At 37.7% G+C, this 14,858-nt stretch carries 11 protein-coding genes and 1 riboswitch; of the genes, 10 read left to right on the top strand and 1 reads right to left on the bottom strand.

Annotated elements, in window-relative coordinates; translation table 11 throughout:
- Positions 1-60 precede the first annotated feature (60 nt).
- The 8 genes from QPK98_RS02200 to QPK98_RS02165 all read left to right on the top strand — a co-directional run bounded on the left by QPK98_RS02200 (position 61) and on the right by QPK98_RS02165 (position 10,532).
- Entirely contained in the window at positions 61-1,002 is a 942-nt protein-coding gene (locus tag QPK98_RS02200; protein ID WP_310991366.1) for a GSCFA domain-containing protein, read from the top strand.
- 143 nt (positions 1,003-1,145) lie between these two features.
- Entirely contained in the window at positions 1,146-1,664 is a 519-nt protein-coding gene (locus tag QPK98_RS02195; RefSeq protein WP_310991365.1) for a Riean_0653 family protein, read from the top strand.
- Between the two features lie 241 nt (positions 1,665-1,905).
- Positions 1,906-3,774, top strand: a complete 1,869-nt coding sequence (locus QPK98_RS02190; protein ID WP_310991364.1) for an outer membrane protein assembly factor BamB family protein — start codon at positions 1,906-1,908, stop codon at positions 3,772-3,774.
- A gap of 251 nt (positions 3,775-4,025) precedes the next feature.
- Positions 4,026-4,268, top strand: coding sequence for a hypothetical protein (locus QPK98_RS02185; protein ID WP_310991363.1), 243 nt, complete (start codon positions 4,026-4,028; stop codon positions 4,266-4,268).
- Between the two features lie 20 nt (positions 4,269-4,288).
- The gene (locus tag QPK98_RS02180; protein WP_310991362.1) at positions 4,289-6,256 is read left to right on the top strand and encodes a tetratricopeptide repeat-containing sensor histidine kinase; all 1,968 of its coding nucleotides are present in this window, start codon (positions 4,289-4,291) and stop codon (positions 6,254-6,256) included.
- Positions 6,257-6,377: 121 nt separating this feature from the next.
- Positions 6,378-7,922 (top strand): T9SS-dependent choice-of-anchor J family protein, encoded by a 1,545-nt coding sequence (locus QPK98_RS02175; RefSeq protein ID WP_310991361.1) that lies wholly within the window; start codon positions 6,378-6,380, stop codon positions 7,920-7,922.
- Positions 7,923-8,153: 231 nt separating this feature from the next.
- Complete coding sequence (locus QPK98_RS02170) at positions 8,154-8,801, top strand: response regulator transcription factor (protein WP_310991360.1); 648 nt, start codon at positions 8,154-8,156, stop codon at positions 8,799-8,801.
- A gap of 180 nt (positions 8,802-8,981) precedes the next feature.
- Complete coding sequence (locus tag QPK98_RS02165) at positions 8,982-10,532, top strand: M20/M25/M40 family metallo-hydrolase (protein ID WP_310991359.1); 1,551 nt, start codon at positions 8,982-8,984, stop codon at positions 10,530-10,532.
- A 118-nt stretch (positions 10,533-10,650) separates the two neighbouring features.
- On the opposite strand, the gene metK is transcribed toward QPK98_RS02165, so the two are convergent.
- Positions 10,651-11,904: a methionine adenosyltransferase gene (gene metK, locus QPK98_RS02160; RefSeq protein WP_310991358.1), complete on the bottom strand. Its 1,254-nt coding sequence runs from the start codon at positions 11,902-11,904 to the stop codon at positions 10,651-10,653.
- A 389-nt stretch (positions 11,905-12,293) separates the two neighbouring features.
- A riboswitch (SAM riboswitch) is annotated at positions 12,294-12,416 on the top strand.
- Between the two features lie 109 nt (positions 12,417-12,525).
- On the opposite strand from metK, the gene QPK98_RS02155 reads away from it, so the two are divergent.
- The gene (locus QPK98_RS02155) at positions 12,526-13,821 is read left to right on the top strand and encodes an O-acetylhomoserine aminocarboxypropyltransferase/cysteine synthase family protein (protein ID WP_310991357.1); all 1,296 of its coding nucleotides are present in this window, start codon (positions 12,526-12,528) and stop codon (positions 13,819-13,821) included.
- Between the two features lie 19 nt (positions 13,822-13,840).
- Positions 13,841-14,848 carry an alpha/beta fold hydrolase gene (locus QPK98_RS15725; protein WP_435373085.1) on the top strand — a complete coding sequence of 336 codons (1,008 nt, stop codon included), beginning with the start codon at positions 13,841-13,843 and terminating at the stop codon, positions 14,846-14,848.
- The last annotated feature ends 10 nt before the right edge of the window (positions 14,849-14,858 follow it).

Genomic DNA, 14,858 nt, shown 5'->3' with positions numbered 1-14,858 from the left:
CCCTGTGGTAAATGTTACACCACAAAGCCACAGAAAACGCAGAGGTTTGTGAGAAAAACAATGAAGCTTCAAACCCAAATACCGCTTTATCCAGAAGAAAATCAGATAGATTATTCTTCTAAAACCCTGTTGCTGGGGAGTTGTTTTTCGGAAAATATTGGAGCCAAGTTTGACTATTTCAAGTTTCAGAATATTCAAAATCCGTTTGGCGTTATTTTCAACCCTGTTTCACTTGAAAAATTGGTGATTAGGGCCATTGAAAATGTTCCTTTTTCTGAAGAAGATATTTTTCATCACAACGGAATCTGGAAATGCTTTGATGCACATTCGGAGCTCTCTTCTTTGGATAAAGGGGAGCTTTTAAAGAATCTTAATACCGCACTTCAAAACTTAAGAGAAGCACTTTTTTCTTCATCACATATCATTTTCACTTTCGGAACATCTTGGGTTTATCGGAATCTGGAGAATGATGAAATAGTAGCCAACTGCCATAAACTTCCGCAGAAAAACTTTAAAAAGGAGTTGGTTTCAATCAAAGAGACTTCTGCATGCCTTAAGAATATTTTTGATGTAATTTCAGCAATTAACCCGAATGCAACACTAATAAATACGGTATCGCCAGTTAGGCATATTAAGGATGGGTTTGTTGAAAATACACGAAGTAAAGCCCATCTTATTGCTGCAATCCACAACATTGATAATTCTGGGTTTCATTATTTTCCGTCGTATGAAATTATGATGGACCAATTGCGCGATTATCGGTTTTACGCCGAAGACATGCTTCACCCAAATAAAACAGCAATTGAACTGATGTGGCAAAAGTTTTCAAAAGTATGGATTGCTTCAGAAACCGAATTACTCCAAAAGGAAGTCGCTTCAATTCAGTCAGGATTGCGTCATAGACCTTTCAATTCTAATAGTAAAGAACATCTTGATTTTCTAGAAAAACTTCAGCAGAAAATTAAAACGCTTCAAGAAAAACTGCCGCATATTCAATTTTAAAAAGGACAGTTTTTTCTAAAAACCACCCCTATCAATTAACCACAGAATACGTCAATTGCCTTATTGTAAAAACTTGGGGTTTGCTACAACTTTGTAGTAACAATAATCACGTACCTGCTTCGGTGGGGAAAAAACCAAATATTATGAAAATTTTCAACAAAACAATTTTAGTATTAATGACCGTTCTTGCCGTTAGTCTTACTGGGTGCAGTAAGGACGATGATGGAGGAGAGGATCCTCAAGGCGGAACAGGCACTTTTAAAGCGAAAGTGGATGGAGATAACTTTACCGGAATTGAAGGAACCGTAATGGCTGTTTCCTCTGCTGAAGGTAGCTCGTTTACTGTGAGTGGCGGTACTATGGAGTCGGAAAACTTACAGATTGTTATCACTCAGGGTTTTGATGGGGTTGGAACTTATGATTTAGGTTTAATGAACATAGGTACTTATAGTTACTTGCCAGACCCGAATAATCCAGACCCAAGCACGGTTGTAATATATTCTACAGTGGGCAATCAATCGGCCGGAGAGCTTAGGGTATCCAGCTATGATGGGAGTGTGGCCAAAGGAACGTTTAGCTTTAATGCGGCTAATTTGGATAATCCTAATGAAACCGTATCGGTAACTAGTGGCGAATTTAATATTGAAGTAACAGAGCAATAAAACACGAGGATAAACACTTACGGAAATCTCAAAGTTGAATCTCGATCTATCGGGAGTGAACCGGGGGCGAAACACAGTTTTCCCCCGGTTTTTTTTAACTCCACCTAACTTCCCTAAAAGGAAGGAGTTAAGCAAAGATTCTCTTCTTTTTGAGATTAGTGGCTGAATACGGCAACTGCCTTATTGATAGTGCTTTTTTTCTGAACCATCTTTGAATCATCAACTATTAAAAACCACAATTATGAAAACCACTATCATGTTTTACGTTTTGATCTGCTTTATGTTAATCACAGCAAATCCATTGCTTGCCCAAAGCGCGGAAGAGCCAGATTTTAGGTATGATACTGGCGCCAAAATAAACGAAATGTCCTTAACACAGGGAGGAACAATGGTGGTTGCTACCAACGATGGTCTTGTGGGGATAAAACCAGGTAGCAACCAACTGTTGTTTAATTTTACGGAATACGGAAGGGTAAAACCAGAAGAGTTAACCTTCGTGCCAAATGCGCCGTATGTAATTGTTTTTCAGGGAGGTTTTGCCAATTTAAGTTCAAAGAAAACAGTTATAGATTATATGTCGGGCAAAACGCTTTTTAGTACCGAGGCCAATGGTTGGAAAGATGTTATAACCTGCGATGTTATGATGCCACAGAATAAGTTGGTGGTAAGTGGAAATAGAACTTCAAAAGAAAAGTATGCGGCGCAAGTTGCCGTTTATGACCTTAATACCGGTAATGAAGATTATAGGTTTGATATTGGTGAGCCGGGGCGCGTAGGTATCGCTAAAACCTATATGGTTACGGGCAGACCACTTTTGTTGAATAACAGCTTGGTATTACCAACCTCGCAAGGTGTTTTTAATATGAAGGCAGAAACTGGAGAATTGCTCTGGCAGAATAAAATGAAAAATATGAATGTGCTTGTTGCAGATGCTTCAGAAAAAGAAATTTATGCTTTTGAGAGTGTTAATAATGGCAAAAACACCCGAATTCATAAACTGGGGATTGACGGGACCGAATTGTGGAAAGACGACCATAAGGTTAAGGGACAGATTGTCAATTTTGAAATCCTGCCAAACGGGATCGCTGTGGTAAGCAACCAGACCGATGGCGGTAGCGATAGCGTTTTTGCGCGCAGCAATAAATCGAATATTTCGTTCCTTAGTGCTACCAACGGTGAAGATCTCTGGGATAAAGCCCCAAAAACCAAAGGCTATGTGCAGCATTTTTATGTGATGGACGATGGCATTCTCTTCGGAATATACCAAGGTGGGATTAATAAAATTTCTTTTGAAGGAGAAACACTCTTTAAAAAACCATTAAAAACGGGCGAGAACATTTTAACGATGGCACACACGCCTCAAGGGCTCATTTATATAACTTCAGAAGATGCTAATATCGTAAATCTTCAAAACGGAGAGCAAGTTTGGGAAAAACCATTAAAATATAAAAGAGCAGATGCTGTAAGCTCTACGTTAGACAAGAAAAATAACCGTTATTTAATAAGTGCCGATGAAAATTTATATGCTGTAGATGCTACTTCTGGAGCGGTTAGCACTTTGGCCAAATCAAAATTTGATGGCAAGGAAAATCCATCGCATGTTGAAATTCGCGATGGTGGAATTTTATTGACTAGCGATCAAAACATGCATTTGTTAGATTGGGATGGTAACCCGCAATGGCAAGAATATTACCGCGCACCGGGAAAAAGCGCTATGGGAGCCATATTGGCAGGAGTAACTGCCGTGGCTAGTATGGCAGCCGCAACAGCCGCCGCTCACTCATCTATGCAAAACAAGCTTTCAGGCTATGATGACGATTCAGAACGCGATGCCGAATTGGCGGCTGGAATGGCCGTAGCAGCGGGAGCATCAATTAATGAAATGATGAAACGCTTTAAAGCCACTGCAGCCACTAAAAACGATCAATTTATACTTACAAAACTAGACGATGGCGTGGGCTTGGTAAAAATCAATAAGGACTCCGGGAAGAAGGAAAAGGAAATTGTTCTAAAAGACAAGAAGCCCGAGTATATAGTTGATGAAATTGGAGGAATTCTTTATTTCAAAGCAGATAAGAATTCGATTTTTGCCTATGATTTAAAAAATTAAAATAACCGTCAAGTACTTATTAAAAACCGCAATTGAATTGAGGAGCATTTGCGGAAATAGAAACCCCATGTTGAACTATGGGGTTTTTAGCCTTTACAATAAATATTGGTGAGAAACATTGGGTTCAGCTTGCTTTAAATAAAAGCCAAGTGTCTTTTAAGAGACAGGAATACTGCAAATAAGGCAGATGGCGTATGTAAAAAACCGAAAAAGAAATCTATCTTTAATACTTAAAATCAAAACAGAAGAATATGATTTTTCAAATTATAATATTGCTTGGCTTGCTGTTTTCCATAAGTGGAATACTGTTCTGGTATTGGAGTGAAAAGAACAAGATGAAACGTTTTCATTATGAAACTGTGGTAGCTTTAAACCAAAGTATCTCACGCAATAGAAATCAAATAGACTTTAGGATTCTTCACTTAAACCGTTATGATTTCTTGAAATATAATTTAAACGAAGCATTAGTTACTCAAAAAATCGCTGTACCTTAACATTTCAAATTAACACCAGTATGTTTCGCCTTATAGTTTTCTTTCTGCTGATTTCGTTACAAGGTCTATGTCAGACTCAAACTGATAAACTGGATAGTTTGCTGCCGCTTTCAAAAACTCAGAAAGGTGAGTTATTGATTCAAACTTTAAATGAGATTTCTTGGGAATACAATGCCAGCAATACGGACAGTTCACTAGTTTGGGCAAGAAAAGCGGTAGATAAATCTAAGTTCTTAAAGAGCGATAATGGGCTGGCTTCTTCATTCAATACGTTGGCTGTATGCTTTGAGTCGGTTGGGAAACTTGACAGTGCAGCGTATTACCACAGGCAGGGTTTACAACTAAAACGCAGTTTGAATGACAGTGTGGGAATGGCTAATAGTTTTAATAATCTAGGCGTTATCTACGACCAAAAAGCGAATTACTCCAAGGCACTTGCCAACTATTTTAAAGCCTTGAGGATATACGAGAATAATTCAGATGATTTTCAAAAAGTACCCATGGTCTATACCAATATCGGTATTGTTTATAAAAAGCAGAAAGAATATGACAAGGTAATTGAGTATTATAAAAAAGCACTAAAAATCTACGAAGCTAATAATTACGAAATAGGTGTTACCATTACAAAAGGAAACCTTGGGGGCGTATTATTAAAAACCAAAGAATTTGAAAAATCCATACTGTTTTCTTCCCAAGCAAAAGATAGTTATGAGAAGTTGGGTTATATGCGCTATGTTCCTTACATGCTGGTCAATATGGCGATTGCCAATGATAGTTTAGAAAATTCACAGCAGGCAAAAGGCCTTTACACCCAAGCAATACCACTTTTAGAAAAGAACGAAAACCTATTTGAACTTGCGCATGCAAAAATAAGTTATGCTTCAAACCTCGGGAAAAGCAATGATTTTAATGCCGCTCTAAAACACCTTGCTGAAGCGCTTAAAATTACACAAGAAAATGATTTTAATGAACTTGAAGTTCAGGCCTTGGAGGGGATGGCGAAAATACAGTACGCCCTTGGAAACTATAAAGGAGCCTATCAATTATCGCAAAAAGTGTCTGTTGGCAGAGACAGTTTGTTTGAAAGCACTAAAACAAAGGCTGTACTTGAATTAGAAACAAAGTACGAAACCAAAAAAAAGGAAAACAAAATCCTTAAACAACGCGCTCAATTAGCGGAAAAAGACTTGGAGGTTCGCCGAAAAAACACGTTTATTTTTGGTAGTTTGGGATTGGCTTTAGTTTTGGGTTTGCTTGGTTATTTGCTGTACAATCAACAAAAACTAAAAAACCGTCAGCTGCAAAAAGAAGGGGAATTAAAATCTGCTTTGGCTAAAATAGAAACCCAAAACAAATTACAGGAGCAGCGCCTGCGTATTTCCCGAGACCTTCATGATAATATTGGGGCGCAGCTCACCTTTATTATTTCTAGTATTGACAATTTAAAATTTGGTTTTACTGATATCGGTGAAAAGCTAGAGCGTAAACTTACATCTATAAGCAACTTTACATCGCAAACTATTTATGAGCTTCGCGATACTATTTGGGCCATGAATAAGGACAGCATTACTTTTGAAGATTTGCAGGCTCGAATTGCCAATTTTATTGAACAAGCAAAAAACGCTTCCCAATTAACCGAGTTTTCGTTCAATATTGCTAATAATGTGAATCAAGATCGAGTTTTTACCTCCGTTCAGGGAATGAATATTTATAGAATCATTCAAGAAGCTGTAAACAATGCGTTAAAATATGCTTCGGCAGCAGAGATTGCCGTGAATATTTCGGAAGAAAATGGAGATTACAACATTGAAATTATTGATAATGGTTCTGGTTTTGATCCAGTTAATATAGAAAAGGGGAATGGATTGAATAATATGAAAAAGCGGGCTACTGAAATTGGAGGTAATCTTGTTGTTGTTTCTAAAATGAATACCGGTTCAAAAGTTCTTTTCAAGTTTCCTATTAAAGAGGCTAAGCCCCCATTATAACTGACTTTCAAGTGTGTTTAATTTTCTGTCATAAATTAGAGTTAAACAAAGATCTTTTTTAATCTAGCATATCATTATTATTTATTTTTACGGCTGTAATAATAAATACTAAAAAAAGAATATGATTAAGAAAATTACGTTGTTTTTCGCACTTGCATTTATACACAATGCAAATTCTCAAATATTTAATTCAGGATTTGAGAATAACAATGGAACACCCCTATCTGAATACACCACAGCCAATAATGATGGTTTGATGGTGCCTATTTTTGCACCGGTTCAAGACTTTAATACGGAAGCTTGGATTCAGTTTTATGATGGATATGACAATAAAATTGCATTTAGTACCTCGTGGTACGAACCAGCAGGGCAATCTGATGATTGGCTAATAACGCCCGCAATCGAAATTCCTAATAATGGCGAGCCTACTTTATATTGGAAAGGAAAATCGTACGATTTTGAAAATCTTGAAGACTACGACATTCGCGTTTCCACAACAACTAATGATATTTCAAGTTTTACTGAAACAATATTATCTGTAGAAGGTGAGCAACCTTTTGATTTTAATTCACGATCTTTAGATTTATCTACCTATAAGGGACAAACAATCTACTTAGCCTTTGTAAATGTAACGGACAATGGCTTGTTTTTGGCCTTAGACGATTTATACATTAGTGAAACTTCCAATTGTGAGCTTCCAGATGTTACTGGTGTATCAATTGAAAACCTTACTGAGGATAGTTTTACTGTAACTTGGACTCCAACTGCTGGAATTACAACTTACGACACGGGCTTAGCAACGTTTACAGGTTCAGTTAGTTCAACGGGAACCCAAGATGGTTTCACCAAAACTTATGAAAATTTAGAACCAGGAACACGCTATCAGTTTTTTCTAAAAAATGCTGATTGTGGTTCTGGATGGGCTACGCCAGTTTCTATTTGGACTGCTGCAATCCCTCCGTATGCTTATGATTTTGAATTCACCACAGAAAATTATGGCGAATATGATTCTGATGGTTGGTCATCAAATACTTGGATTAACGGATTTGGAGCAGAGGCTCAAAATGGAGATGGTTATGTTTTTAATAATACCAGCACCTCTTTTGATAAAAATGATTGGATTCATTCTTACCCAATAAAAATGGCTGCAGACGAAACAATAAAAATCACCTATTTTGCAAAATTAGGTTTAGAACCTGCTGATCCTGCAACTCTAAAAGTAGCTGTAGCTGATGAACCTAATAGAGATGCTAATTTTATGGAATTAGATAGTCAAACCATTCCAGGAGGAGATTACCTAGAATATACAACACTTTTTACAGCAACTGAAGATGGAGTTTATTATTTTGGCTTTGGTAATGTGACCCCGATTGTGATTCAAAGTTCTGCACTTCGTTTGGATAATATTCAATTTTCTTTGGAACCACTTTCTGTAGATGAAAATTCATTATCAAGTATTAGTGTTTTTCCTAACCCAGTAAAAGATGTATTAACTATCAAATCAGTTGAGTCAATTGAAAGTTCTAGACTATATACTATTAACGGTAAATTAATTGCAGAATATTCTAACCAAAAAGAAATTGATTTTACAGCATTCCCAAAAGGTTTGTATTTGCTTAAAATTACCACAAACAAAGGAACAGAAGTAAAAAAGATTATTAAATAGAGAAAAGATAAATAAACTATCTCGAGGCAAGATTCGGAGCAATTAAATTTCGAATTTCGAGTAGAAACATCAATTTATTTTTCACCAGTATAACCTTCAAAACATTAGTGCTTACTATGTTTTGAAGGTTTTTTAATGAAATAAACTTAATAATAATACGTCAATTGCCCTATTTCCATCGGTTTTTTTAAATGGTATTTTTAGTATCTTTAAACCAACAACTAACCTAAGATGCTTAAAATTGCAATAGTAGACGACAATTCGTTCCTTATCCATGCGATCAAGGAAAAACTATCTTTTTTTGAGGACGTTTCCGTAAAACACACTTCTTTAAACGGGAGCGAGTTGCTTACCAAACTTCAGGATAACCATGCTTTAGACTTAATCTTGATGGATGTTGAAATGCCCGTGCTTAATGGCATTGAGACCACCCAAATGGTAAAGCAGAAATATCCGCACATTAAAATAATTATGCTAACTGCCTTTGATAATGACGAGCATATTTTTAATGCAATTAAAGCAGGAGCAGATGGGTATTTACTAAAAGAAATCAATCCGAAAGACTTATACAATGGTATTTCCGAAACCTTAAAAGGCGGTGCTGCGATGAATCCTTCTATAGCTATGAAAACCCTGAGGCTTTTAAGAAACCCAATAGATATCCAAAACCTAAAGGATAAACAGGAAATTTCGCTTTCCCCTCGTGAAATTGAAGTCTTAGAACAATTGAGCAAAGGTTTAAGTTATACCGTTATTGCAAAAAACCTTTTTCTTTCCCCGAGCACCGTACGCAAACACATTGAGAATATTTACAAAAAATTGCAGGTCCACAGTAAAATTGAAGCCGTTCAAAAGGCGCGAAACCACAATATAATCTAAACCGATATAGATTTAGTTCGTGTTTGTTTAGACTTTTTGAACTAGAGAATAAACTTAGTGGCTCGCAGTTTGTTATGATAATTGTATCGGGGCTTACTTGCAATACTTTTCTTACAGGAAAATAAGTTGTAGTTTTACTTTTCACTTCAAATTTTAGTATCCCTATACAAATCTAGTATTATGAAAAATCTTTTTGCACTTAGCATTATCTTTCTATTTGTTTCAACTACATCTATTTATTCACAGCAAGAAAATAAAGTTGTTGATGATATTGTCAAGGAAGCTTATGGAAATTCACAACTCAAAACTCTGGCTCACGAATTAATGGACGATATTGGTCCGCGATTAGTGGGAACGCCACAAATGCAGCAAGCCCATGATTGGGCCGTTGCCAAATTTAAAAGTTGGAACATTGAGGCCGAAAACCAGCAGTGGGGTGAATGGAAAGGCTGGGAGCGAGGCATAACACACATAGATATGGTACATCCAAGGCTGCAAACCTTAAACGGAACGCAATTGGCTTGGAATCCCGGAACTTCTTCAAAAGGCGTAACTGCTGAGTTGGTTGTACTTCCAGAGGTTAAGAGTGCTGCCGAATTTAAAAAGTGGCTGCCTACGGTAAAAGGAAAGTTTGTAATGATTGCCATGAAGCAAGAAACCGGACGGCCAGATTACAACTGGGAAGAATGGGCAACCCCAGAGTCTTTTCAGAAAATGAAAGACCTGAGAACTGAGCAAAGAAAGGCTTGGAAAGCGAACATGAACAAAATAGGTTATACCAAAAGAAGCATTGTTGAGGTTCTAGAAAATGCTGGTGCGGCGGGAATTGTAGATTCATATTGGTCTAAAGGCTTTGGTGCAAACAAGATATTTGGCGCCCGAACCAAGAAAATACCGACCGTAGATATTGAATTGGAAGATTACACCATGCTTTATAGAATGGTAGAACACGGCGATAAACCAAAGATTCACGTAGTTGCAAAGTCTAAAGATTTAGGAATGGTTCCCACTTTTAATACCATTGCCGAAATTAAGGGAACAGAAAAACCAGAGGAATACGTAATTCTATCGGCGCACTTTGATTCATGGGATGGCGGTACTGGCGCAACCGATAACGGAACCGGAACCTTGGTTATGATGGAAGCCATGCGTATTTTAAAGAAACTATATCCAAACCCAAAACGTACTATTATTGCAGGTCTTTGGGGCAGTGAGGAACAGGGCTTAAATGGCTCCTTGGCGTATGTAGAAGATCACCCTGAAATTGTAAACAACATTCAGGCGGTATTTAACCAAGATAACGGAACCGGAAGGGTCGTAAGAATCAATGGGGCAGGTTTTTTACATTCTTACGATTATATTTCCCGTTGGTTAAAAGCGGTTCCCGATACGGTGAGCAAACATATTGAAACAACTTTTCCGGGATGGCCTTCAAGTGGAGGTTCAGACAATGCCTCTTTTGTAATGGCAGGTGCGCCTGCGTTTAGTTTAAGTTCCTTAAGCTGGAGTTATTGGAACTACACGTGGCACACCAACCGTGATACTTACGACAAGATAATTTTTGACGACGTTCAGAACAACGTTATTTTAACCGCAGTTATGGCTTATATGGCTTCTGAAGACGATACATCAACCTCTAGAGAGCGCATTGTACTGCCAATTGATGAAAAAACCGGGGAGCCAAAAGAATGGCCAACCCCAAGAACTCCACAACGTAAGGGTGGAATGTAAGCAGAGAAATTCCAAAAACAAACCCCAAATTCCAAGGGTTAAACTTGGAATTTGGGGGTTTTTTTGAACCCATTTAATCTTCTGATAGGTTTGAAACTATGAGCTTGTGTGCTTGATATTAAATTTTAAATGCTTGCTTCACTTCATCAACATAATCTAATTTTTCCCAGGTGAAGAGCTCTACTTCTTTTTCAATTCTTCCTTTGTATGGACTTTCAAAAACTTTGGAAACAGTTTTAGAGGTTCTGCCCAAATGACCATAAGCAGCCGTTTCGGAATAGATTGGGTTTCTAAGTTTTAACCTATTTTCAATTGCAGCGGGACGCATATCAAAAATTTCAGCAACTTTTTTAGCTATTTCGCCGTCGGAAAGATTGACGTTTTTAGAGTTATAGGTGTTTACCAAAACTGAAGTTGGTTCCACAACGCCAATGGCATAAGAAACCTGCACCAGAATCTCATCTGCAACCCCAGCAGCCACTAGGTTTTTTGCAATATGACGTGCCGCGTATGCACCACTCCTATCAACTTTACTAGGGTCTTTCCCACTAAAAGCTCCACCGCCGTGCGCGCCTTTTCCGCCGTAGGTATCAACAATAATTTTTCTTCCCGTAAGACCAGAATCACCGTGGGGACCACCAATTACAAATTTTCCGGTTGGGTTGATGTGATACTTAATGTCATCATTAAACAACTTTTGAACGTGGTCTGGAAATAATTTCTTTACGCGCGGAATAAGGATTTCTTTAATGTCCTTGTTAATTTTATCCAGCATTGCTTGGTCTTCATCAAAATCATCGTGCTGGGTTGAAACCACAATGGCAACTATTCTTTGTGGCACATTATCATCGCTGTATTCAATAGTTACTTGGCTTTTTGAATCTGGGCGCAAATACGTGATTTCATCGTTTTCTCTGCGCAGAGCTGCGAGTTCAATCATTAATTTATGCGAAATATCTAACGCCAAAGGCATATAATTTTCGGTTTCCTTTGTGGCATAACCAAACATCATACCTTGGTCTCCTGCGCCTTGCTCTTCCTTATTTTCTCGATCTACCCCTTGGTTTATATCTTGGGATTGCTCGTGTATCAACGAAATTACCCCACAGGAATCGCCGCTAAACTTGTATGCGCCTTTTGTATAACCAATTTTATTGATCACTTCGCGGGCAATATGTTGTACGTCTAAGTAGGTATTGCTTTTCACTTCGCCAGCCAATACTACTTGTCCCGTAGTAACCAATGTTTCGCAAGCAACTTTACTTTCTGGATCAAATGCCAAAAAATTATCTAAAAGCGCATCGCTAATTTGATCCGCAACTTTATCTGGGTGTCCTTCAGAAACACTTTCCGAAGTAAATAAATAAGCCATAATCTGTAATTATAATTTTGTAAAAATCGAACACGACTTAGGACGAAATGACTTAAGGTCGGCTTGACGACAGCTAGGCGTACAAGCAAAATAAAATTCAAAAGATACTTAATCTTTAAACTTACGGCTCACAGTCCTAAGTGCTATGTTTAATAGCCTTAAGTCATTTTCAAGAAAGATTTGACGGTCGCGACCAAGGGAAGTTTTCACTGCCTTTAGCATTTTTTATGGAGGTTGCAATCAGTCAAATCTTTCCTCTAAAATCGTTTCGGCAAAAGTAGAAAAATTATATGAATCACAATTTTATTTAAAGATTTTTGACAAAAGGTTAGGTTTTCAAATTTTTCTGACGTTATATTTGTGCTTACAAAGTTCAAACCTTTATTGAAATGTTATCAAGAAAGGCCGAGGGAATAGACCCTATGACGCCTTAGCAACCTCCCGACTTTTCGGGGAAGGTGCTACATTCTACAACAATCTCGATAGTAATCGAGGTTGGCGATAGATAACGACAAGACAATTTCAAATTCTTGAAATTGCCTATCATTTTTTCTTTTTAACATTTTTCTATAGTCCCGATCTATCGGGGTAATTTATTTATTAACTCAAAAAATTAGAAAAATGAGTACACAAAACAATTTCGCAACAAACTTGTTGCACGCAGGACACGATGTAACCGCAAACGCAGGAACCAGAGCCGTGCCAATTTACCAAACCTCAAGTTACGTTTTTAACAACAGCGACCACGCTGCAAACGTTTTCAATCTATCTGAGCCAGGATTTATTTATTCGCGCTTAAACAACCCAACTTGCGATATTTTAGAGAAGCGTTTGGCAGCTCTAGAAGGTGGTATTGGCGCCGTAACTACAGCCTCTGGCGCATCTGCCATTTCAACTACATTATTGACCTTGCTTCGTGCAGGAGATCATATTGTAGCATCAAGTAGTTTGTACGGAGGTACTTTCAATCTACTCAATGTTACGCTGCCACGATTAGGAATTACAACCACTTTTGTAGATGGATCTGAGCCTGAAAACTTCGGAACAGCTGTTCAAGAAAATACACGAGCAATCTTTATTGAATCGCTTGGAAACCCAAAGTTGGATGTTTTAGATATTGAAGCCATTGCTGCGGAAGCTAAAGCAAACAAAATTCCATTAATTGTAGATAATACAGTTACTACTCCTGCTTTGTTGAAACCTATTGAGCACGGAGCAAATATTGTAATCCATTCCTTGACCAAGTACATCAACGGAAACGGAACAAGCCTTGGCGGGGCAATTATTGATGCTGGTAATTTTGATTGGACCAACGGAAAGTTTCCTGAGTTTACAGCACCTTCAGCCGGATACCATGGGTTAGTGTATTCTGAGGTGCTAAAAGAAGCCGCTTTTATTGCAAAAGCACGTATTGAGGGACTTCGCGATTTTGGCGCTGCCTTAAGTCCGTTTAGCGCTTTTCAAATTCTTCAAGGTTTGGAAACATTGGAAGTTCGAATTAAAAAACACAGCGAAAACGCCTTAGAATTTGCCAAATGGCTTCAAAGTAGAGAGGAAGTAGTTTGGGTAAATTATCCAGGTTTAGCAGATAATCCGTATTTCGACCTTGCCCAAAAATATCTCCCAAAAGGACAAGGCGGTCTAGTTACTTTCGGTGTAAAAGGTGGTTTTGAAACCGCTAAAAAAGTAGTTGATAAAGTGAAGCTGTTTTCACTCGTGGCGAATATTGGCGATACAAAATCTTTGATAATCCATCCGGCAAGTACAACCCATCAACAATTGAGTGAAACTGCTCAAGCTGCAGCAGGTGTGAGTCAAGATTTAATTAGGCTTTCTGTTGGTTTAGAAGATATTGAAGACTTAAAAACCGATTTGGAACAAGCTTTTGAGATTGTTTTTAAGGAACAACTAGTGTAACCTTTTAACCTCACATTTCATGTCAGAAATTTTATATCTCACTATACCAAATTACACCACCAGTACTGGATTTCGCTTTAAAAACCTTCCTTTAGCTTATCAGGTTTTTGGTCAAGAATTGGGCACAGCTCCTATCGTTTTAGCAACCCATGCATTAACTGGAAACAGTACTGTTTGTGGCGAAAATGGTTGGTGGAAGTCTTTGATTGGCCCCGAAAAGTGTATTGATATTGAAAAATATACCATTCTTTCTTTCAATGTTCCGGGAAATGGGTTTGATGGTTTTATAATCGAAAATTACGAGGACGTTTGCATTTACGATGTTGCACAATGGTTTTTGATAGGATTAAAACACCTAGAAATACCCTTGGTTTTTGCTGGAATCGGCGGTTCTTTGGGCGGTAGTATCCTTTGGCAAATGGCGGTCTTGAAGCCTAGTTTGTTTCAAAACTTGATTCCCATTGCAACAGATTGGAAAGCCACCGATTGGGTAATTGCGCAATGTAGGGTTCAAAAACAGATTTTAAATAATTCTGAAAATCCAGTTCACGACGCTCGTATTCATGCGATGACTTTCTATAGAACGCCGCAATCTTTTAAGCAGAAATTCAATAGAAGTTTGAGTGATATAGCACATATATATAATGTGGAAAGCTGGTTGTTCCACCACGGTAAAACCTTAAAGAAACGCTATCATTTATCAGCTTATAAACTGATGAATCACCTATTGATGACTGCGCATTTAGAAAGAAATGAAACCTTTATTGAATTGGCCTCAAAAATTGTTGGAGACATTTATTTAGTGGGAATAGACAGTGATGGATTTTATTTGAATGAAGAAGTAAAAGATTCTTTTTCAAAATTGAAACCTGTTAAGAACAATGTGTTTTATGCTGAAATAAATTCCATTCACGGACATGATGCATTCTTAATTGAATACGAACAATTAGCGGGAATTCTGAACCCGATTTTTAATTCAGAAGAAATTACAAAATTTAAAGATTATGAGCACGCAAGTATTAGATAATGCAGGTTTA

The organism is Aequorivita marina (assembly GCF_031631895.2).
Taxonomy (GTDB): Bacteria; Bacteroidota; Bacteroidia; order Flavobacteriales; family Flavobacteriaceae; genus Aequorivita; species Aequorivita marina.
The sequence above is the reverse complement of the archived record's forward strand: the minus strand, read 5'-3'. Positions and strand labels throughout refer to the sequence as shown.